General features: G+C 63.0%; 22 protein-coding genes and 4 pseudogenes. 11 read left to right on the top strand and 15 right to left on the bottom strand.

The genetic code is table 11. The features are described from left to right. Positions 1-330: 330 nt before the first annotated feature. The 3 genes and pseudogenes from KCX70_RS22600 to KCX70_RS22590 form a co-directional block, all read left to right on the top strand. A pseudogene (locus KCX70_RS22600) lies at positions 331-534 on the top strand (integrase); the annotation flags it as partial. Further along, positions 533-967: pseudogene (istB, locus tag KCX70_RS22595) on the top strand (IS21-like element ISPst3 family helper ATPase IstB); the annotation flags it as partial. The pseudogenes KCX70_RS22600 and istB, both read left to right, overlap by 2 nt. A gap of 231 nt (positions 968-1,198) precedes the next feature. Beyond that, positions 1,199-2,914 (top strand): LTA synthase family protein, encoded by a 1,716-nt coding sequence (locus tag KCX70_RS22590; protein ID WP_234455018.1) that lies wholly within the window; start codon positions 1,199-1,201, stop codon positions 2,912-2,914. Positions 2,915-2,927: 13 nt separating this feature from the next. Here KCX70_RS22590 and KCX70_RS22585 read toward each other — a convergent pair whose 3' ends face one another. The 6 genes from KCX70_RS22585 to KCX70_RS22560 all read right to left on the bottom strand — a co-directional run bounded on the left by KCX70_RS22585 (position 2,928) and on the right by KCX70_RS22560 (position 6,038). Beyond that, positions 2,928-3,410 carry a hypothetical protein gene (locus KCX70_RS22585; RefSeq protein WP_033937765.1) on the bottom strand — a complete coding sequence of 161 codons (483 nt, stop codon included), beginning with the start codon at positions 3,408-3,410 and terminating at the stop codon, positions 2,928-2,930. Positions 3,411-3,502: 92 nt separating this feature from the next. Then, the gene (locus KCX70_RS22580; protein ID WP_003302067.1) at positions 3,503-3,967 is read right to left on the bottom strand and encodes a periplasmic heavy metal sensor; all 465 of its coding nucleotides are present in this window, start codon (positions 3,965-3,967) and stop codon (positions 3,503-3,505) included. Beyond that, the gene (locus KCX70_RS22575) at positions 3,964-4,392 is read right to left on the bottom strand and encodes an anti-sigma factor family protein (protein ID WP_003302068.1); all 429 of its coding nucleotides are present in this window, start codon (positions 4,390-4,392) and stop codon (positions 3,964-3,966) included. The genes KCX70_RS22580 and KCX70_RS22575 overlap by 4 nt, the downstream gene beginning before the upstream one ends. Beyond that, positions 4,385-4,945, bottom strand: coding sequence for an RNA polymerase sigma factor (locus KCX70_RS22570; protein ID WP_003302070.1), 561 nt, complete (start codon positions 4,943-4,945; stop codon positions 4,385-4,387). The genes KCX70_RS22575 and KCX70_RS22570 overlap by 8 nt, the downstream gene beginning before the upstream one ends. Positions 4,946-5,095: 150 nt before the next feature. Next, positions 5,096-5,620: a diheme cytochrome c gene (locus tag KCX70_RS22565; protein ID WP_003302071.1), complete on the bottom strand. Its 525-nt coding sequence runs from the start codon at positions 5,618-5,620 to the stop codon at positions 5,096-5,098. Between the two features lie 10 nt (positions 5,621-5,630). Next, positions 5,631-6,038: a DUF1924 domain-containing protein gene (locus tag KCX70_RS22560; protein WP_034064865.1), complete on the bottom strand. Its 408-nt coding sequence runs from the start codon at positions 6,036-6,038 to the stop codon at positions 5,631-5,633. 140 nt (positions 6,039-6,178) lie between these two features. Between KCX70_RS22560 and KCX70_RS22555 the strand changes: the two genes are divergently transcribed. Both KCX70_RS22555 and KCX70_RS23370 read left to right on the top strand, forming a co-directional pair. Further along, positions 6,179-7,774 carry a 2Fe-2S iron-sulfur cluster-binding protein gene (locus KCX70_RS22555; protein ID WP_034064884.1) on the top strand — a complete coding sequence of 532 codons (1,596 nt, stop codon included), beginning with the start codon at positions 6,179-6,181 and terminating at the stop codon, positions 7,772-7,774. Positions 7,775-7,963: 189 nt separating this feature from the next. Beyond that, positions 7,964-8,152: a hypothetical protein gene (locus tag KCX70_RS23370; protein ID WP_225030852.1), complete on the top strand. Its 189-nt coding sequence runs from the start codon at positions 7,964-7,966 to the stop codon at positions 8,150-8,152. On the opposite strand, the gene KCX70_RS23485 is transcribed toward KCX70_RS23370, so the two are convergent. From KCX70_RS23485 to phnC, 7 genes and pseudogenes are all read right to left on the bottom strand, one after another. Continuing rightward, positions 8,145-8,567 (bottom strand): MBL fold metallo-hydrolase, encoded by a 423-nt coding sequence (locus KCX70_RS23485; protein ID WP_336512536.1) that lies wholly within the window; start codon positions 8,565-8,567, stop codon positions 8,145-8,147. The genes KCX70_RS23370 and KCX70_RS23485 overlap by 8 nt on opposite strands. Positions 8,568-8,600: 33 nt before the next feature. After that, positions 8,601-8,906, bottom strand: a pseudogene (locus tag KCX70_RS22545) (IS5/IS1182 family transposase); the annotation flags it as partial. 107 nt (positions 8,907-9,013) lie between these two features. After that, on the bottom strand, positions 9,014-9,883 hold the full coding sequence (locus tag KCX70_RS22540) for a LysR family transcriptional regulator (RefSeq protein ID WP_003118428.1): 870 nt from the start codon (positions 9,881-9,883) through the stop codon (positions 9,014-9,016). Beyond that, complete coding sequence (gene ptxD, locus KCX70_RS22535; RefSeq protein ID WP_003118429.1) at positions 9,877-10,887, bottom strand: phosphonate dehydrogenase PtxD; 1,011 nt, start codon at positions 10,885-10,887, stop codon at positions 9,877-9,879. Before ptxD ends, KCX70_RS22540 begins: the two co-directional genes overlap by 7 nt. An 8-nt stretch (positions 10,888-10,895) precedes the next feature. Next, complete coding sequence (phnE, locus tag KCX70_RS22530; RefSeq protein WP_010466252.1) at positions 10,896-11,723, bottom strand: phosphonate ABC transporter, permease protein PhnE; 828 nt, start codon at positions 11,721-11,723, stop codon at positions 10,896-10,898. An 8-nt stretch (positions 11,724-11,731) separates the two neighbouring features. Continuing rightward, positions 11,732-12,595, bottom strand: a complete 864-nt coding sequence (gene phnD / locus KCX70_RS22525; protein WP_010466255.1) for a phosphate/phosphite/phosphonate ABC transporter substrate-binding protein — start codon at positions 12,593-12,595, stop codon at positions 11,732-11,734. Then, on the bottom strand, positions 12,592-13,419 hold the full coding sequence (gene phnC, locus KCX70_RS22520) for a phosphonate ABC transporter ATP-binding protein (RefSeq protein ID WP_003118432.1): 828 nt from the start codon (positions 13,417-13,419) through the stop codon (positions 12,592-12,594). The genes phnD and phnC overlap by 4 nt, the downstream gene beginning before the upstream one ends. Before the next feature lie 272 nt (positions 13,420-13,691). Here phnC and KCX70_RS22515 point away from each other — a divergent pair. Further along, positions 13,692-14,030, top strand: a pseudogene (locus tag KCX70_RS22515) (tyrosine-type recombinase/integrase); the annotation flags it as partial. A 158-nt stretch (positions 14,031-14,188) separates the two neighbouring features. On the opposite strand, the gene KCX70_RS22510 reads toward KCX70_RS22515, so the two are convergent. Further along, positions 14,189-14,437 (bottom strand): hypothetical protein, encoded by a 249-nt coding sequence (locus KCX70_RS22510; RefSeq protein WP_101153433.1) that lies wholly within the window; start codon positions 14,435-14,437, stop codon positions 14,189-14,191. A gap of 63 nt (positions 14,438-14,500) precedes the next feature. Here KCX70_RS22510 and KCX70_RS22505 point away from each other — a divergent pair, with 63 nt between their 5' ends. Beyond that, positions 14,501-14,677 (top strand): hypothetical protein, encoded by a 177-nt coding sequence (locus KCX70_RS22505; protein ID WP_003292677.1) that lies wholly within the window; start codon positions 14,501-14,503, stop codon positions 14,675-14,677. Continuing rightward, a complete protein-coding gene (gene tnpC, locus KCX70_RS22500) occupies positions 14,674-15,036 on the top strand; it encodes a Tn3 family transposase post-transcriptional regulator TnpC (RefSeq protein WP_003292676.1) in 363 nt (120 codons plus the stop codon). Before KCX70_RS22505 ends, tnpC begins: the two co-directional genes overlap by 4 nt. A gap of 25 nt (positions 15,037-15,061) precedes the next feature. On the opposite strand, the gene KCX70_RS22495 is transcribed toward tnpC, so the two are convergent. Further along, positions 15,062-16,021, bottom strand: coding sequence for an arsenic resistance protein (locus KCX70_RS22495; RefSeq protein WP_003292675.1), 960 nt, complete (start codon positions 16,019-16,021; stop codon positions 15,062-15,064). A 209-nt stretch (positions 16,022-16,230) separates the two neighbouring features. Here KCX70_RS22495 and KCX70_RS22490 point away from each other — a divergent pair, with 209 nt between their 5' ends. From KCX70_RS22490 to KCX70_RS22480, 3 genes are read left to right on the top strand one after another with little or no spacing between them, the layout of a single operon-like run. Further along, positions 16,231-16,665 carry a disulfide bond formation protein B gene (locus KCX70_RS22490; protein WP_003292674.1) on the top strand — a complete coding sequence of 145 codons (435 nt, stop codon included), beginning with the start codon at positions 16,231-16,233 and terminating at the stop codon, positions 16,663-16,665. Next, positions 16,662-17,342, top strand: a complete 681-nt coding sequence (locus KCX70_RS22485; RefSeq protein ID WP_008569955.1) for a DsbA family protein — start codon at positions 16,662-16,664, stop codon at positions 17,340-17,342. Before KCX70_RS22490 ends, KCX70_RS22485 begins: the two co-directional genes overlap by 4 nt. Positions 17,343-17,346: 4 nt before the next feature. Beyond that, positions 17,347-17,808 (top strand): methyltransferase family protein, encoded by a 462-nt coding sequence (locus KCX70_RS22480; protein ID WP_003292672.1) that lies wholly within the window; start codon positions 17,347-17,349, stop codon positions 17,806-17,808. The last annotated feature ends 98 nt before the right edge of the window (positions 17,809-17,906 follow it).

Here is a 17,906-nt window from a genome sequence, read left to right as displayed (position 1 = left end):
CGTTTGTCTCAAACTCCTCGCGGCTTTCATCCGTTGCGGAGAGGTTTAGATTCTCAGCAAACTGAAGTGCTCTAGAAGGTTCTCCAGTACGGGGAACTAGCCCACAACCTGCCAAGGTGATAGCAAGAGCAAAAACCGCGCCTTTCCCTAACACACTCAACCGTTCCATTGCTCTGTAAAATGAGCACTGATTCTAACTGATGGCACCTGGCCACTCCAAGTTGAGTGCGCAGACTTGGCGCTAGCGGAGGTCTCCTTCTGGCCGGTTAGCGACCACTGCTCTGGCTAGCCATGCTTGCCCTCCCACATGTGGAGGACTTGCCATGAAACATCATTGCTACCTGTAGCCGTCAGCCCTGGAACAAAGGTAAGTTGGTCGGGCAGAAAACCCCACTCCGACTGAGAGATATCTGGGCCATCCGAGTAAGGCTTCAAATTGCAGAAAGATCCCGGGATCTGGCTCTCTTCGATCTGGCCATCGACAGCAAGCTTCGAGCCTGCGACTTAACCAAACTCCGTGTGTGCGACGTTGCTCAGTAAGCGCGTGCGCTTCTACTCCACGGTCGATCTGGTCAATCTGCTGGAGCGCGAAAAACACGACGGCAAAGCCGGGCGGATCGCCCAGGCACTGCTGCGCATGGATCTGGTCATCCTCGACGAACTGGGTTATCTGCCGTTCAGCCAGGCTGGCGGTGCGTTGCTGTTTCACCTGCTGTCCAAGCTGTACGAACACACCAGCGTGGTGATCACCACCAACCTGAGCTTCGCCGAATGGTCGAGCGTGTTCGGCGACGCCAAGATGACCACCGCCCTGCTGGATCGGCTGACCCACCACTGCCACATCGTCGAAACCGGTAACGAGTCCTATCGCCTGCAACACAGTAGCTTGGCGGCCCAGGCCAAGATCAAATCACGGGAGCGAAAGCGTAAGGGCGGCCAAGAACCGGAGGACGATGAGCCGTTCTGATTTCATGGCGACGACGGCCTGCTACATGGCTGCGTGTGGCAGGTCTTAAACAACTGAACTGGGCTAGCGAAGGAGTGGGGGCAACAGCAGCTGCGCTGGTAGACTTATCCACAGTTGCTGGTAACAAAATCAGCAATCCGCCCTGGGTCAAATTTCAATCGGCAGGGTGGGTCAATTTTCCATCAGCGCCAACACCAGTACCTGCAGGAAGACCCGGCGACGGTGCTGAGCATGCTCTGGCACGGCTTCCCGGTGCTGCGGCTGCTGGCCGCCTGGCTCGCGGCGAGCGCCGCGCTGTTCGCGCTGTTCGGCTGGCTGGAGCGCCGCACCCGCGCCGCTCCGGTGAGCCTGGCGAGCGCGCCGGCCCGCCGCGGCGCGAGCTGGCCGGCGCGGTTCGCGGTGTTCGGCGTGTTGCTGGTGGTCAGCGTGGTGGCCGCGCGCGGCACGCTGCGTCAGGGCCCGCCGCTGCGCTGGGGCGATGCCTTCACCACCGCCTCGACCTTCGCCAACCACCTCGGGCAGAACGCCACGCTGTCGCTCTACGATGCGGCGCGCAACCGCTTCTCGAGCCATCGCGACAACAGCTGGAAGGCGACACTGCCGGTTGCGGATGCGCAGGCGATCGCCCGCGAGCTGCTGCTGACCGCCAACGACCGGCTGGTGGACGCCGAGCTGGCGCCGGTGCGCCGTGACTTCCAGCCGCCGGCGGACGGCCAGCTGGCGGTGCGCAACGTGGTGGTGATCCTCATGGAGAGCTTCGCCGGCCGCTATGTCGGCGCGCTCGGCAGTGCCGACGGCATCACGCCGAACTTCGACCGCCTGGCCGGCGAGGGGCTGTTGTTCGAGCGCTTCTTCGCCAACGGCACCCACACCCACCAGGGCATGTTCGCCAGCATGGCCTGCTTTCCCAACCTGCCGGGCTTCGAGTACCTGATGCAGACGCCCGAAGGCGGCCATCGCTTCTCCGGCCTGCCGCAGCTGCTCGGTGCGCGGGCGTTCGACGACGTTTACGTCTACAACGGCGATTTCGCCTGGGACAACCAGGCGGGGTTCTTCGGCAACCAGGGCATGAAGCGCTTCGTCGGCCGCAACGACTACGTGAATCCGGTGGTTTCCGACCCGACCTGGGGCGTTTCCGACCAGGACATGTTCACCCGCGCCGCCGAGGAGCTGGGCAAGCTGGATAACGGCGCGCCGTTCTATGCGCTGCTGCAGACGCTGTCCAACCACACGCCGTATGCGCTGCCCGAGCAGTTGCCGGTCGCTGCTGTCGAGGGGCATGGCGCGCTGGATCAGCATCTGACGGCGATGCGTTATTCGGACTGGGCGCTGGGGCAGTTCTTCGACAAGGTGCGTAACCAGCCTTGGTTCAAGCAGACCTTGTTCGTGGTGGTCGGCGACCACGGTTTCGGCGCGCCGGAGGAAGTCACCGAGATGGACCTGCTGCGCTTCCACGTGCCGCTGCTGCTGATCGCCCCGGGCGTCACCGAGCGTTTCGGCAGCCGTCGCGAGGTGGTCGGTACGCAGGTGGACGTGGTGCCGACCATCATGGGCCGCCTCGGTGGCGAGGTGCGTCATCAATGCTGGGGCCGCGATTTGCTCAGCCTGCCGGCGGACGATCCGGGTTTCGGCATCGTCAAGCCGTCGGGCAGCGACCAGACCGTGGCGCTGATCCGCGGTGATCGGGTGCTGGTACAGCCCAAGGAGCAGCCGGCGCGGCTGTATCGCTATCGCCTGGGCGGTGAACCGGCTGGCGAGCGGATCGCCGCTGCCGAGGATCAGCCGCAGCTGCTGCGCCAGCTGCACGCCTACCTGCAGACCGCCACCGCCAGCCTGCTGGCCAACACCAGCGGAGATCGCAGCGGCGAGGGCGAGTCGGAAGCGGTGGCCGCCGAGGTGCCGCTCGCGGTGAAAGCGGCCCCGCCGGCACGGCCGGACAAGGGTTGAGCGCGGCGGTCGATCAGTGTTCCAGCGGCTTGAAGCTGTCGTCGGCGAAGTAAGTGGCGTAGTCGCCCAGCGCGCCGACCACCGTCACCGCGCCGTCGCGCTGACCGGCCGGGGCGCCGCTCATGGCGTCGGCACCGGCGAGCAGCTGGGCGATGATCAGGTGCAGCTGCGCGTCGGCCTCGGCGCTCAGCTTGCAGTTCTCCACCATGTAGGCGACCTGGCCGCGCACCGTCTCGGCCAGTTCGCCGTAGCGGGCGGCGGGCAGACGGTCTTCGTGGATCGCCGGCAGCGCCTGGCGCATATCGTTGTTGATGGTGCCCATTGCCTGGCGCAGCGGCGCGTCGGTGGCCCAGCGCTTGCCGGCATCGAGTTGCAGCGCCGGCGCGCCTTCGCCGTGGCCGTGGTCATGGCTGGTGGCGGCGAGGCTGGTGCCGGCGTGGCCGAGGGTGCCGGCGAGGATGATGGCGAGGGCGAGAGCGTAAGGTTTGCGGATCATCGATAGAACTCCATTGAGCGAGCCGGCGAAGTGCGGCTCCTGATGTTCTAACGCAGGCGCGACGGTTTTGTTCCATCGCGCCGTGCAATCCGTCATTTGCGGTGCAATTGCTCGATGCTGTCGGCGCCGAACGACTGCTGCGTGAGCACCTGGGCGAGCCGCGCGCGCTGCTGCGGTTCGAGGATCTCGCGCTCCTGCAGCAGCTGGTCGATGAGCAGGCGCTGCTGTTCGTTCTGCAGTTCGGCGATCTTCGCCTGCTCGGCGTCGATCACCGTGCGGTCCACCTGTTCGGCGAAGATCGCCTCGATCAGCCGGTTGCGGTGTTCGCCGAGGCTGGCGTTGGAGGCGCGCAGGTAGGCCAGGAACGGCGCCTCGGCATCGTGCCAGCGCTGCAGCTGGCTGGCGCTCAGTTGCAGCTCGCGCGACAGCTCGGTCGGTGCGCCGGAGGGCATCGGCAGGCCATCGCGACTGAGTTTCTGCCAGCCAAGGCCGGCGAGCACGCCGACGTTGACCAGCACGGACAGGACCAGGGCATTGCGCAGGGTGGTGTTGCTCATTTCAGGTTTACCTTCAGGTAGCAGAATTCGGGGCGCGCGCAGAGCGCGCCGGGTGGGGTGCTGCCGAGGACGGCGAGCAGGTCGTGGCTGGGTGAGCTGCCCGGCGGCTGGCCGGGCAGGGCATAGCCGAGCAGCAGGCCGAGCAGGACCGACGCCGCGGCGCCGATACCCTGCGCCCAGTGCCGGGCCCACCAGCTGCGCACGGGCGGCGGCGCGAAGGGCCGCTGCAGACGCGCCTGCAACTCGGCCGGCAACTCCGGGCAGGCCAGCGCACGCAAGCCCTGGCCGAGCCCGTCGAGTTCGGCCAGGGTGGCGCGACACTGCGGACAACCCGCCAGGTGGGCGGCGGCGTGGCGCTGTGCGGCGGCGTCGAGTTCGTTGTCGAGGTAGGCGGACAGGATCGCCATGTCCAGATGCTCAGTCATCGAGGGTGCCTCCGTTGGCCTGGCGATAGCCGTGCAGCAGCGCCTCGCGGGCGCGTGCCAGGCGCGACTTGACGGTGCCGGCGGCGAGCTGCAGCGTGGCGGCCAGTTCGTCGTAGGCCAGCCCCTCCACCTCGCGCAGCAGCAGGATCTCGCGCTGTTCGTGGGGCAGGCGGGCTAGCAAGCGTTCCAGCAATGCCAGATCGCGACCGGCCTGCAGTCGGCTCAGCGGCGATGGCGCTGGATCGACCGGCTCGGCCAGTTCCTCCGGCGCCACGTCGACGTAGCGTTGCCGCTGGCGCAGCGTATCCAGCGCGGCATTGCGTGCGATCTGCAGCAACCAGGTCTGCAAGCGTGCTTCCGGGCGCCATCTGGGCAGCGCCTGGAAGGCGCGGATGAACGTTTCCTGAGTCAGGTCAGCGGCCTCGTCGGCGCTGCCGAGCAGGCGACGGAGGAAGTGGAAGACCCGCGCCTGATGGACGCGCACTAGCGTGCCGAACGCCTGGCGATCACCACGCGCGGCCTGCTGGATGAGGTCCTGTTCGCTGTCGTTCATTAAGCGCTCGTCTGGGTTGACCGCGCAGGGCGCCGCTAAAACCTGCTGCGTTGCCAACGCCTCGGTTTTTACCGGTGCCCGTGCGCTGCCGGCCGGGTTGCCGCAGGGATATAACGCAACGGTTGGCGAAATGTTCCGGCTATTTTTGTCTCAGCGCGGAATCTTCACCCGGTCCTCGTCGAAGTCGCCTTTTTCCGCGTCGCGATGGCAGGCCACGCAGTTGAAGCGGCCGCCGACCGACTCGCGGGCGAACTTGGCTTCGCTGAGCTCGTCGTGTTTGTGCTCGAACCAGCGCGTCTGGCTGATGCGTGGCGGCTCGCCGGCGGTGGGTGACGGCTCCACCGGTAGGCGGTTGGCGGCCGAGGCGCGGACCAGGAAGTCGAGGATTTCCTTTTCCTGCACCGGGTCCAGCGACGCGTTGCTGCCGTAGTGATCGCCCAGGGTGCGCATCTGCTCGCGCCAGGCATCGGCAGGCAGCAGGCCGGGAGAATAGAGCATGTGGCAGGCCGCGCATTCTTCCTTCCACACCAGCGGTGCGTCGCTGGGTACCGTCAGGCGCTTGGGCCGCTTGTAGCCCTTGCGCTCTCGATGGTCGTCGTCATCGGCGAAGCTGAGGCCGGCCAGTACCAGGGTCAGGCCCAGCCCGGCGACGGCAGCGAGGGGTGCGATCTTCATGGCAGGCTCCTTATCTGATGCTGTCGATCCAGCTGATGAAGTCACCTTTTTCCTGCGCGGTGCATTCACGGGCGTAGACGTCGTCGCAGTTGCGGCGGAACCATTTCTCGACCTTCTTCAGGTCGGTGAAGCGCTCGGGGTTGGCTGCCGGCGCCAGCGGATCGACCTTGCGATGCGCCGGCGTCTTGCCGGGCTGACGCGGGTCGGCGGTGTGGCAGGTGGTGCAGCTCATGGTCTTGCCATTGCGCTGCTCCTCGGCGAAGTACAGCGCCTTGCCGCGCTCGGCGGAGAAACCGGCGAAGTTCGGATTCTCCTGACGCGCCTGGGCGGCGTAGCCGGGCAGCAGTGGGTGTTCGGTTTCGGCCAGGGCGGGCAGGCTCAGGCAGCAGGACAGGAGGATGATCCAGCGGGCTTTCATGGTGCGCTCTCCGGTTGGGAATGAGTGCAGCCTAGGCGCGCCGCCTTACGCCAAGCTGAACCGCAGCGGCTGGCGGCGTTCAGTTTCGTTTCAGCTCGCAGGAATACAAAGGCGGCATCCATTCAATGAGGATCGCCGTCGTGGCTGCTTTCAATCGTTTCCGTCTGTTCCACTGGCTGCTGGCCGGTTTCTTTCTTGGCGCCTACCTCAGCGGTGACGACGCCGAGACGCTGCATATCTGGCTGGGCTACGGCCTGGTGGCGCTGTTGGTGTGGCGCCTGCTGATCGTGCCGCTGCGCCTGCGCGGCTTCCCACAGCTGCTGCCGCCGAAGGGCCAGCGGAGCAAGCCGGGCCTGTCGAGCGTCGGCAAGTGGCTGACGGTCGGCGCGCTGGGCAGTTTCGCCATTGCCAGCGTGGTCGGCCTGGGTATGGTCGACAACGGCGATGTGCTGGCCGCCCTGCCGGGCGTGGGGCCGGATGTCTTCGGCGCTGCCAGCGACATCGATTTCATCGGCTGGATGGGCGATGCCGAGGAGGTGCACGAGTTCTTCGCCAATCTGGGGCTGTGGCTGATCGGCCTGCATGTCGGCTATGTGCTGCTGTTCCGCCGCAAGTCGGTATGGCCGATGCTGCGCGGCGTGCCCAAGGCGGGGCCGGCTTCGACTGCACCTTCGGCTTCGACGTCGACACCGGCAACGACGTCGGTCGCGACCGCGTTCGCATCGGCGCCAGCGCCTGCCGCCGGGGAGTTCACCCGTCTGCGCATCGTCTCACGCCAGGCCGAAACCGCCGACAGCTGCTCGTTCACCCTGCAGGTGCCGGCCGCCCAGCGCGCACGCTTTGCCGCGCAGCCGGGGCAGTTCCTCACGCTGAAGGTGCCCGCTGCCGAGCCGGCGCTGCTGCGCTGCTACTCGCTGTCGCAGCGACCGCAGGCGGATGGCGCGCTGCGCATCACCATCAAGCGGGTGCCCGGCGGCCGCGCGTCGAACTGGCTGCTGGACAACCTGCAGGCCGGCGATTGCATCGAGGCGCTGCCGCCGGCCGGCGTGTTCGTGCCGCGCAACCTGGATGACGATCTGCTGCTGCTCGGCGCCGGCAGCGGTATCACGCCGCTGATGGCGATCCTGCAGGCGGCGCTGGTCGAGGGCAGCGGGCAGGTACGGCTGTTCTATGCCAGCCGCGATGCCGCCTCGCTGATCTTTGCCGAGGAGCTGGCCGAGTGGTCTGCGCGTTACCCCGATCGCCTGCAGCTGCGCATCTGGCTCGATGCCGAGCAGGGTGTGCCGAGCGGCCCGGCGATTGCCACGAAGATCGCTGACTGGTCAGCCGCCGACGCCTTCATCTGCGGGCCGCAACCGTTCATGGATGCCGCGGGTGCCGCGCTGGGCGAGCGGGGTGTGGATGCGGCGCGTATCCATCTGGAACGCTTTGCCGCCGCAGCGCCGACGGCCGCACCGGGCGGGCGCCGCAGCCGCCTGCGGGTCGCGCTCGACGGTCGCCGTCACGAGCTGGACGTGCCGCGCGGCGAGGTGCTGCTGGAGGCCATGGAACAGGCTGGCCTGCAACCGCCGAGCGCGTGCCGCTCGGGTGTCTGCGCCGCCTGCAAGTGCCGGGTGGTGGAGGGCAGCGTGAGCATGCGCAGCAACCAGGTGCTGAGCGAAAGCGAGGTGCGTCAGGGCTGGGCGCTGGCCTGCCAAGCCGAACCGCGCAGCGCCGAACTGCAAGTCGAATACTGACGTGTGGGAAAGGCCGCTGGCCGTTTTCCACCCTGCGCATCGGGTGATCGACGGGGCGTAGGGTGGATAACGGCGCAGCCTTATCCGGCAGTACCTGTGCCTCTGGCCGGTGGAAAAAGCGATTGGCCATTTGCCGAGGGTGGAGTGGCGACGGTCACCGATGGATTTGCCGCAGGCCGAGCCGGCGCCGTGGCAGGGGTAGATCTCGATGCGTTCGCCGAGCGGCAGGTAGCGGGTGAACAGCGTGGCGTAGAGCTGCGCTGCCAGCTGCTTGGTGCTGTCCTCGCCGAGCAGGTCGGGGCGGCCGACGTCGAGGTTGAACAGCGTATCGCCGGTGAACAGCGCGAAGGGCGCTTCGCCCTGCTGGCTGTCACGTAGCAGCAGCGAGATGTGCTCGGGGGTGTGGCCTGGCGAGTGCAGCACTTCCAGGCTGACCTGACCCAGTTCCAGCACCTCGCCGTCGTCCACCTGACGCAGCCCGAAGGCGTAGTCCGCCGATGATCTCGGCGCCGCAGCGTTCGGCCAGCGCCTGGGCGCCGGAAACGAAGTCGGCGTGGATGTGCGTCTCGATGGCATAGGCGATGCGCAGGCCCTTGTCGCGCGCCAGGTCGAGGTAGACCTCGACGTCGCGCCGCGGATCGATCACCGCGGCGACGGCGGCCTTGCTGTCGCCCACCAGATAGGAAATCTGCGCCAGACCTTCGGTGTAGATCGACTCGAATACCAGCATGCGTGTGCCTCCGTAATCCGTGAGGGTTACGGATGTGAGCGCCGGTTGGCCGCCGGCGTTCAATCGCAGCGGGTCACTTGCGGACCAGCAGCACCCCGTGGTTTCGTCGGGGATGCGCTCCAGGTTCAGCCCGGCAAACTGGCGCAGGATCGTGGTTTCGTACAGCGCTTCCTCCATCGCTGGATCGCTGTAGCCGAACCAGTTCTGCAGCAGATGCACACGCAGCATCGCCATCAACGGGTAGGCCGGACGGCCACCTTCACCCTTCGGATAATGTGGCTCGATCAAAGCAATCAAGCCCTTCCACGGCACCACCCGATCCATCTCGATCAGGAACAACTCCTTGCGGGTTTGCTTGCGCTTGCCAGCGTACTCGGCGTCGGCGAAGGTCATCTGCTTCATCGGGAAACTCGGTGGGTGGGGTCGCGGTATTTTGCCAAATCAGAAAGTCTTTTTCAGAGTTTCCCTAGGCTGACAAGCCAAGCGCTGGATCGCAACCATCCATCACCTTATCCAGCTAGATCTGCCTCCTCCAATAAGTGCCGCACAAATCCCGGCGGGTGCAGATTTCCGGGAGGTTTGCGCCAGATCAGTTGGAGACGCTTTTCAAGCCCCGGGATGGGAAGAGCTACCAGCGCGCCACTGCGAACTTCGTCTTGTACTGCGGAAGCCATCACCAACGACACGCCGAGTCCCGCCCTCACTGCTTGTTTGACTGCCTCGGTGCTGCCTAGCTGCATACCGCTGCGAGGCACGCCCAGTTCGCCAAAGTATTCGGTCAGAAGCCGTCCGGTACCGCTACCCGGTTCACCTCCCAGCATCGGCAGGTCCACCAGACGATCACGTTCTATGCACCCTGCTTCAGCCAGCGCATGGTCGGGGCTGACGATAAGCACCAGCGGCTCGACCCGCCAGAGGCGGTATTCGAAGTCGGGGTGAGGTAGCCACCATTCCATGATCGCGGCGTCGAGCTGGCCCGCCAGTAGCTGGTCGGCCACATCCGGGTTGGCGGCGATGCGCAGATCCACCTCGCCCCTCTCATTTGCGGTCGTCAGATAGTTGCGCACGAATGGCTGGAGAAGGTAGGTGCCGATGTTGGAGCTGGCCCCGACGCGCTCACGATTGCCATGCAGGGCTTCTAGCGCCCGGGCGTGCATGTCGAGCAAGGCGGTCGCATGCGGCATGAAGGCCAGCGCCCGTGTGGTAGGCTGGCAGCCGCTACGACTGCGCTGCACCAGCGTTACGCCGACCTGCTCTTCAAGCTTCTGCAAGTGCTGCGACACCGTCGGCTGGGCCAGCCCCAACGCCCTCGCCGCGCTCTGAAAACTGCCTGTTTGAACGATCGCTACCAGGCTCTTCAGCCAGACCGGATTCAACATGCGGCAGGCTCGGCCTTGGGCAGACGGTTCGCAGCGTTGATTGGGCGCGCACCTGCCAATACCTGGATGATGTTCTGCGCTGCACAACGTTCAATCTCCAGGCGCACCGCGCGCACTGCCGACCCTATGTGCGGAGTGAACAGCGTATTCGGATGCGCGAGCAGCGCAGGATCGATCAGCCGCGGCCGGTCCGCGCGAGCCCAGTCTTCCATTTCGAATACATCCGCCGCATACCCGCCGAGCTGGCCTCGCTCAAGCGCCGCGAGCACGGCGGCTTCATCCACTACCGAACCACGACAGGGGTTTACAAGCAGAGCGCCCGGCCGTACGAGGGCAAGCAGCTCGGCGTTGACCAGATGCTGGGTATCGGCATTCAAGGGAAGCGCCAGCAGGATGAAGTCCGAGCTGGCGAAGAGTTCGCTGCACGCCACCTGGCGCAGGCCGAGCCGTTGCTCGGTTTGTGTATCCAGAGCCTTCGCCTCGTGGTACTGCAGGGTCGCGCCCCATCCCTGCAAGCGATCAGCCATGGCCAGTCCGATGGCGCCCATGCCAAGGATGCCGACCGTAGCGTTATCCAGCCCCGTGCCGTAGAACTGTGGTTGCCAGCCCTGGAACTCGCCAGAGCGGACGAACGCATCTGCTGCCCGCAGATGCCGCCCCAGCCCCACCGCCAGTCCGATCGCCAGCTCGGCAGTCGGGACCGTCAACAGATCAGGCACGAAGGTCAGCCAGACCCCGCGGGCAGTACAGGCGTCCACATCGAAATTGTCGAAGCCCTTGAGCGCGCAGCCGACTACACGCAGCTCAGGGCAGGCTTGAAGAAAGTCTGCATCGACCCGATCGGGCATGAACGCCATCATCGCCTGAGCATCGCGACAGCGGCGCAGAATTTCCTCGCGCGTCAGCGTGCTGTCGGTCTGGTTGGTCATCAGCTCGCAATGTGGCGCCAGCAGTTGCAGGATCTCATCGTGTACTCGGTGAGTTATAACGAGTTTCGGCAGCATGGTTTGTCCTATTTGAAACGTTTGCGCAGCACGCCACTGAAGGCGTCTACTAGCGTGACCATGGCCAGGATGACCAGCAGGATTGCTGCAACCTCCTGGTACTGCATGATGCGCAGCGAGCCCATGAGTTCGAAGCCGATACCGCCGGCGCCAACCATGCCCATCACGGTGGAGGCGCGAAAGTTGTATTCCCAGCGGTAGATCGCCACGTCGGCGAACTGCGGCGTCACCTGTGGCAAAACCGCGTGCAGCAGCACTTGCATCGGCGTAGCCCCCGCCGCCCGAGCGGCTTCCACCGGCGCTTCGTCGACGTGCTCGATGGCCTCGGCGAAGAACTTGCCGACCATGCCGACCGAATGCAGACCCAGGGCAAGCACGCCCGGCAAGGCGCCGAACCCTACGGCTGCAACGAAGATGATGCCCATGATCAGCTCCGGCACCGACCGCAGGGCATTGAGCAGCACCCGGGCAACACCGAACACAAGGGGGTGCGGCGCCGTATTGCGCGCTGCAACGAAGGCCACCACCAGCGAGAACACCACTGCGATGGCCGTACCGGCGATGCTCATCGCCAAGGTGTCGATCAAGGGGCGAATCCAGCTTCGATAGCCCGAAAAGTCTGGCGGCATGGCCTCGCCTGCCAGGGTCGCGATGGAGGGCAGCCCGTTCAGCAGCGTGGTGGCATCGAGCAGCCCCACGTACCAGCAGGCCAACAGCACCACTCCGAATACAATCGCCACCTGCCCCAGCTGGCGCCACCAACCGAGGCCGAAGCCTCGAAGGATGTGCTCGCGTTGCTCTGCAGGCAGCGCCTGCACGTCGTAATGAGTAGACATATCGGTGCTCACATCGTGGCGAAGTCGAGGCCGAGCAGCGATCCCATGTTGCGGATCACATCGTAGTCGGCGTCGGTGATTGGCGCGAAGGCCTCGGCCTTGAAGTTGCGCAGCACTTCGGGATCGTCGATACCGACGAATACATCCCGCACCTTGGTTTTCAGCTCGGGGCTCAGGTTCGAGCGCATCGCCCAGGGGTACTGGGGGTATTCGCCGCTGTAACCAAGTACTTTCACCTTGCTCGGATCGATTAGGCCACGTTCGGCTACGTGATTGAAAATTACCTCCGACAGCCCACCCGCATCGGCGTTGCCGTTCGCCACGTTGACGGCAACGGCGTCATGCGTGCCCACAAAATGTTGTTCGTAGTCCTGCCCACCCGTCAAATCGGCCGTCTCAAGAAGCACGGTTTTGGGAATCAAATGGCTGGACGTCGATGCCCGGTCACCATAGGCCATCTTCTTGCCCTTAAGGTCGGCATACTCATTCACGCCTGACGCCACATTGGCGATAATCACCGAGCGATAGGTCGGCTTGCCGTCGATGACCATGGCAGCGAAGGGCTCGATGTCGCTTTTGCTTTTGGCCATGACGTAGGACAGCGGACCGAAATACGCCAGGTCGATACGGCCAAAGCGCATCGCCTCAATCATCGAGGAATAGTCGGTGGTTACGATCAGCTGCACCTTCTTGTCCAGATGCTCTTCCAGATAATCCTTCAGCGGCTGGTTACGCTTGATCAGCTCGGAGGCGTTTTCGTCCGGCAGCAGGGCAACCTTTAGCACATCCGGATCGGCATCGGCCGCTAGGGCGGACAAACTTGAAACAGCGGACAGCAAGCAAGTCAATAAGAGCGCGGATAAGCGTTTCATCGGGACATCTCCAGTGAAGGTTCGAGCATGACAGGTGGTTCAGCCGGAGCATTCGCTGGCTGAGTCGTAGAGCGGCCTGCATAGATGCGCTCAAGCTGCGCATCGGTGAGTTCCGAGGGCGCGGCATCGAAAACGATCTGAGAATCGGCCAGCCCGACGACGCGATCGGCGAAGCGGCGGGCATATTCGAGTTGATGCAGCGAAACGATGGCGGTGATGCCGTCTTCCTTGCAGATGTCGCGCAGCAATCCGAGAACACGGACCGAAGTGGCCGGGTCGAGACTGGCTACCGGCTCATCGGCCAGAATGATCGCCGGCTGTTGCGCTAGCGCACGCGCGATGCCTACCCGCTGCTGCTGGCCACCGGACAGTTTGTCCACCCGGCTTAGCGCCTTGTCTGCCAGACCGACCCGAGCGAGGCAACTGAGCGCAATCTCCTGATCGGCACGCGGCAGAGGAAACAGCGAGCGGAGCGTGTTGTGAAAGGCCAGCCGACCGGTAAGCACATTAGCCAGTGCGCTTTGACGTTCGATTAGCTGGTGGTGCTGAAAGATCATGGCGGTACGCCGACGATGCTGACGCAAGGCCGAGCCGCTGCCGAGCTCACCGAGTTCGCTGGTGACACTGCCGCCAGTGGGCGTGACGAGTCGATTGAGACTACGGAGCAAGGTCGACTTGCCTGCGCCCGAGAGACCAAGCAGCACGGTGAACTCACCACGCCGAAATGCAATCGAGGTATCGCGTAGGGCTGTCACGCCGCCTGGATAGACGACGCTCAACCGGTCGACCCGCAGCACGGCGTCCTGTATCGGATGGGGCGTCATTTGATCACCTTTCGCAATATTGCTGGCCGCACAATTGCGGTTCGCGATGCAAAGGGTAGAAATTCCTTGTTAACGCACTGCTTCTAAAGGATGACATTTCGATGAATACTTCGAATCTGCCGTAGCGGGGCGGCAAGCGAAGCCGTGGAAGAACGGGCGCAACGTAGCGTCTTTCTTCACGCGGGATACAGGAGGCTTTGATTGATACTGCTGCGGATTCGCTACAGTAACGTTGGGCCAGAACGTAATGCCATCCAAGCAAGAGAGCGCACACTAGGGAAACACGGTCTGCTCTCGCCGCCTGGATACATCAAGCACAGCTCCGGAGCCAGGACTGCCTTTTCCCGAGCAGGCTGCATACATCAGACCATCTATCCACTCGTCAATACGCTCGTATCGTCAAAGGCTGGGTAAAAGCCATTGGCCTAGATCCTGCCATATATGGCACACACACGATGAGACGTACGAAGGCATCGCTGATCTATCGCAGGACGAAGAACCTACGGGCGATTCAAATTCTGCTCGGCCATACGAAGCTTGAGAGCACCGTCCGATATCTTGGGATTGAGGTCGATGACGCTCTGGAAATGGCGGAGCAGACCGAGGTCTGACCATATATTGCGACGGTCGAAGTCAGACCGTCGCTAACCGGCCAAAAGCTGCCTGTCGTTGAGTGCAATTTTTGACTCATGGCTGCCAGCAACGGCAGCAGTTAAAATGCTCAGAGACGATCACTCAACGAGCAATAGACCTAGTTTGTTCGACCGAGCTAGATTAGTAAAAGCTCTTTCACTTTTTGCTTGATTTCAGCAGGGCTTTCTTCAAATCCGTATTTACCGGCATTATCTTTAGAAGAGTTATATCCCAAGAAATAACCATTGTATTGAAAGTAGTTAGTGTCAATTTTTCGCCTGCTTGGCTTGCCTTTTTCCAGCATATCCAGAAGCGTTTTTAAGTGTGAGCGTGTTAGCCAGAATTTTAGAAGTAATCCGCTCCCTAGCACTTCAGTGCCGATCATTGGAGCTGCTTGAAAGCCCAAGGCCTAGCTCAGGGCTAGTCGTCTACACCAGTTCCGCTATGTATGCTGAAGGGGGCCCAACCACTCTACCTGACCAGCAACCTCAAGCGCTTCGGCGAATTCAACCTCAAGCTAAACCGGCCACCGGAGCCCTGGATCAAGGACTCGGTGTTCCAACAAGCTGCCGGCTCGCTGCGGGTGATCAGACCTAGCCAGCTAGATACCGAGAAAACGCCATGATCAACATTCCTCCCGCATCCTTCCGCCTTACACCGTACGGCGAAGTGGACGCCGTGGCGTTGGAAAACCTGCGCGACAGCTTCGACACCTCTCAACTGCTCCGGCTGGTTGATCGCTTGGACGTCTGCTTGGTGGAACTGGGTGGAATCACCTCCATTCGCGACGAGCTACTGAGATTGCATGCGATGGCTCTGACGATAGTTGAGGGCATCGCTCTTACGGTGCCTGCCGAGAGTGCTTGTATCTGGACAGAAGCCCAATCTCTACAGATGGATCTTGAGGCACTGGTTTCTTGGGCGCGCTCCGCTCAGCTCATCATTGCGCCGCTGATCAATCTTGCTCCACAGCACGAGGCATGAGCGCTCTCGCCGATTTCGACGAGGCTCAACTGTTTCTGACCATGGCTGGAATCGCCCGTAAGTAGATCAATTCACCAATCAGTTCTACGAGTGTCTGAGTAATCACAGCCGCCGCGGCCAGCGCGCGAATGGACTCCGGGAGCGCTAGGGCCAGGGGAAGCACTACAAGCGAGTTGCGAGTGCCTGAGCTAAAGGCCACTGCCCGTGCGGCAGAAGCCTCCAAGCCAAATAGCCGGGAGCTGAGTACGCCGAGGGCCGGAGCGAGTAGTAGAAACGCTCCGTATACCGGAAGCAACGGCGCCAGGATGTCGAGTTGGTACACGACAGCCGCGATCTGCGAACCCACCACCACGATTAGAACCAGGGCCATTGCAGGCACTGGCAGCCAGGCCCAACCTGCGCTCCATGCGCGAAGCAGCAGAGATCGGCGTCCGCCAAATTCGGTGAGCACAGCCGCTACCAAGGGTAGGACGATCAGTAACAGGAAGGCTTCTGCGAAGGGCCACAGCTCGATCACTGTGCCGGCTTCGGGGCCAAGGATTAGCCGCAAGTAGAGGGGCAGCAGCAGAAGCTGGAGCAACAGCAGCAATGGCGTCGCCGCGAGCACCAGACGAGAGTCCCCTTTGCCCAGGTGGGTGAAGACCACCACGTAATCGATACAAGGCGTCAGCAGGACAAGCAGCGCGCCGACCAACAAGGCCTTGTTCGATGAGAGCGGCCACGTCACCAGCCACACCATCAATGGCACCAATAGGAAGTTGGCCAGCAACAAGGCACCGACGAAGCGGCGGTTGGCAAAAGCTTCTCGCAGCTCCAAAAAAGGAATCTGCAGAAACATGGCATACATCAGCACGGCAATCGCCGGTGTGATGGCCATGGCCGTCAGTCCGGTGAATTGCGCAGAGCTCAGGCCTGCAATGGCAGCGGCCACCACCGCCGCGAAATAAAATGCTATCTGGTGTTCTTCCAGCCAGTCCCGCGACATCTGATATCTTCCCTTGTTGCGCAAGGGCGACATTCTCCCACTGGCATCGGATTTAACCCAGCGTTGAGGCTGGTTGCTTTTCGCTTTGCCGTTGGGCGAAGTCCGCAACGGTCCTAACAAGTCCTGCCGATAAGAGGATGCATGATGTTTCGAAATAACTGGATGGCGGGTCTGAGGCAAGTGCTCGCCATCGCCAGGAGTTAACCGCAATGAATCCTCAACCTTCAGGCATGCCCTGGAACCTGCTGCTGCTAACCTGGCTGGTCGCACTGGTATCGACCCTGTCCGCGCTGTTCATTGGTGAGGTGATGGGCCAGGCACCCTGCGTGTTGTGCTGGTTCCAGCGTGCCTTCATGTTTCCGCTGGCGGTGATCCTGGCCATCGCCTGCTACCGCTCGGATTTCACCGTCTGGCACTATGCCCTGCCGCTGACCGCTATCGGTGCGGCACTGGCATTTGTTCACACGCTGCTCTATGCAGGGCTGATTCCACAGCCGATCCAGCCCTGCACGGCCACTGGTCCATCCTGCTCAGGCGCCGGAATGACCCTCTTCGGCGTGGTGCCCCTGCCGGCACTCGCCTTGTTCGCTTTTATCCTTATCGCCATCCTGCTCATAATCATCCGTCGGAGAACCACCCCATGAATCGCCGTTCCGTGGTCCTGATCGTCAGTGTCGTGATCCTGGCCGTCTTTGCTGCCGCCGCATTCTTCTATTCCCCCTCGCAATCGCCTCAACAGGCCCAGGCTCCCGGTTCGACAGCCCAAGAGACCGCGACACAACCCAAACAGAACGGCGGCCAGTTGGTTCGCTTCCACTCACCAGTGTTCGGCCCGGCGCAAGCGCCAGTGACCATCGTCGAATTCTTTGACCCTTCCTGCGAGGCATGCCGCGCCTTCCACCCCTATGTGAAGCAGATCCTCGCCGAGAACCCGGAAGACGTGCGTTTGGTGCTGCGCTATGTACTGTTCCATCAAGGCTCCGAAGAGGTGGCGCGAATGCTGGAGGCGGCGCGTAAGCAAAATCTCCATGAACAAGTGTTGGGGGCTGTGCTGGAAGCCCAACCCGGTTGGCACGACGACCCCAAGGTAACGCAGGCATGGGCTGCTGCAGAGCGCGTCGGTTTGAACTTGGAACAGGCCCGCCAGGACATGCATACGCCTGGCGTCAACGCCGTGCTGGAAACGGACATGCAGGACGTTAAAGCCGTTGGGGTTCGTGGCACGCCGACTTTTTTTGTCAATGGTCGTGCGCTCAGCGAGTTTGGCCCGGAGCCGCTGCGCCAGTTGGTGAACAGCGAAGTGGCCAAGGCACGAGAATGACACTATGAGCGCGCTGGAAAACCGCGTGCCACCGCTGCTCGTGGCCGGCCTGATCGCTGTGCTGATGGGTTTGTCGGGAACCAAATTGCCGGGTTTCGAACTGGCATGGACCGCGCGCCTGACCTTCGCTTTGCCAATACTGCTCCTGGGGCTCGGCGTGTGCCTCGCCGGCGTCCTGTCGTTTCGCCGCGCGCGTACTACGGTTAATCCATTGCAGCCGCAGCAGGCTTCTGCATTAGTGGAGGCTGGCATCTACCGGTACAGCCGCAACCCCATGTACTTAGGCTTTGCCATTATCCTGGCGGCTTGGGCGCTGGTCTTGGCCTCGCCTCTAACCCTGCTTGGCGTAGTTGCTTTCGTGCTGTACATGAACCGTTTCCAGATCCCAGCCGAAGAGTGGGCGCTGGAAACATTGTTCGGCGAATCATTTGCCCGCTACCGTGCACGAGTCCGCCGCTGGCTCTGAGCGTCCGCGGCGGTAGCGACTGGCGGGGCTTGCTCGTCGCGGCAGCCTGCCGAAGGTGCCACGACCTAGCCTGATCTCCTCGTGACGAGCTGCTTTGG

It is taken from the genome of Stutzerimonas stutzeri (assembly GCF_018138085.1).
Classification (GTDB): domain Bacteria; phylum Pseudomonadota; class Gammaproteobacteria; order Pseudomonadales; family Pseudomonadaceae; genus Stutzerimonas; species Stutzerimonas stutzeri_AI.
Note: the sequence above shows the minus strand (reverse complement) of the source record. Positions and strands in the feature narration are given on the sequence as shown.

Coding starts and splice junctions, on each gene's coding strand:
- KCX70_RS22590 (WP_234455018.1), top strand. CDS start 1,199: ATGCTCTGGCACGGCTTCCCGGTGCTGCGGCTGCTGGCCGCCTGGCTC.
- KCX70_RS22585 (WP_033937765.1), bottom strand. CDS start 3,410: ATGATCCGCAAACCTTACGCTCTCGCCCTCGCCATCATCCTCGCCGGC.
- KCX70_RS22580 (WP_003302067.1), bottom strand. CDS start 3,967: ATGAGCAACACCACCCTGCGCAATGCCCTGGTCCTGTCCGTGCTGGTC.
- KCX70_RS22575 (WP_003302068.1), bottom strand. CDS start 4,392: ATGACTGAGCATCTGGACATGGCGATCCTGTCCGCCTACCTCGACAAC.
- KCX70_RS22570 (WP_003302070.1), bottom strand. CDS start 4,945: ATGAACGACAGCGAACAGGACCTCATCCAGCAGGCCGCGCGTGGTGAT.
- KCX70_RS22565 (WP_003302071.1), bottom strand. CDS start 5,620: ATGAAGATCGCACCCCTCGCTGCCGTCGCCGGGCTGGGCCTGACCCTG.
- KCX70_RS22560 (WP_034064865.1), bottom strand. CDS start 6,038: ATGAAAGCCCGCTGGATCATCCTCCTGTCCTGCTGCCTGAGCCTGCCC.
- KCX70_RS22540 (WP_003118428.1), bottom strand. CDS start 9,883: ATGTTGAATCCGGTCTGGCTGAAGAGCCTGGTAGCGATCGTTCAAACA.
- ptxD (WP_003118429.1), bottom strand. CDS start 10,887: ATGCTGCCGAAACTCGTTATAACTCACCGAGTACACGATGAGATCCTG.
- phnE (WP_010466252.1), bottom strand. CDS start 11,723: ATGTCTACTCATTACGACGTGCAGGCGCTGCCTGCAGAGCAACGCGAG.
- phnD (WP_010466255.1), bottom strand. CDS start 12,595: ATGAAACGCTTATCCGCGCTCTTATTGACTTGCTTGCTGTCCGCTGTT.
- phnC (WP_003118432.1), bottom strand. CDS start 13,419: ATGACGCCCCATCCGATACAGGACGCCGTGCTGCGGGTCGACCGGTTG.
- KCX70_RS22510 (WP_101153433.1), bottom strand. CDS start 14,437: ATGATCGGCACTGAAGTGCTAGGGAGCGGATTACTTCTAAAATTCTGG.
- KCX70_RS22505 (WP_003292677.1), top strand. CDS start 14,501: ATGCTGAAGGGGGCCCAACCACTCTACCTGACCAGCAACCTCAAGCGC.
- tnpC (WP_003292676.1), top strand. CDS start 14,674: ATGATCAACATTCCTCCCGCATCCTTCCGCCTTACACCGTACGGCGAA.
- KCX70_RS22495 (WP_003292675.1), bottom strand. CDS start 16,021: ATGTCGCGGGACTGGCTGGAAGAACACCAGATAGCATTTTATTTCGCG.
- KCX70_RS22490 (WP_003292674.1), top strand. CDS start 16,231: ATGAATCCTCAACCTTCAGGCATGCCCTGGAACCTGCTGCTGCTAACC.
- KCX70_RS22485 (WP_008569955.1), top strand. CDS start 16,662: ATGAATCGCCGTTCCGTGGTCCTGATCGTCAGTGTCGTGATCCTGGCC.
- KCX70_RS22480 (WP_003292672.1), top strand. CDS start 17,347: ATGAGCGCGCTGGAAAACCGCGTGCCACCGCTGCTCGTGGCCGGCCTG.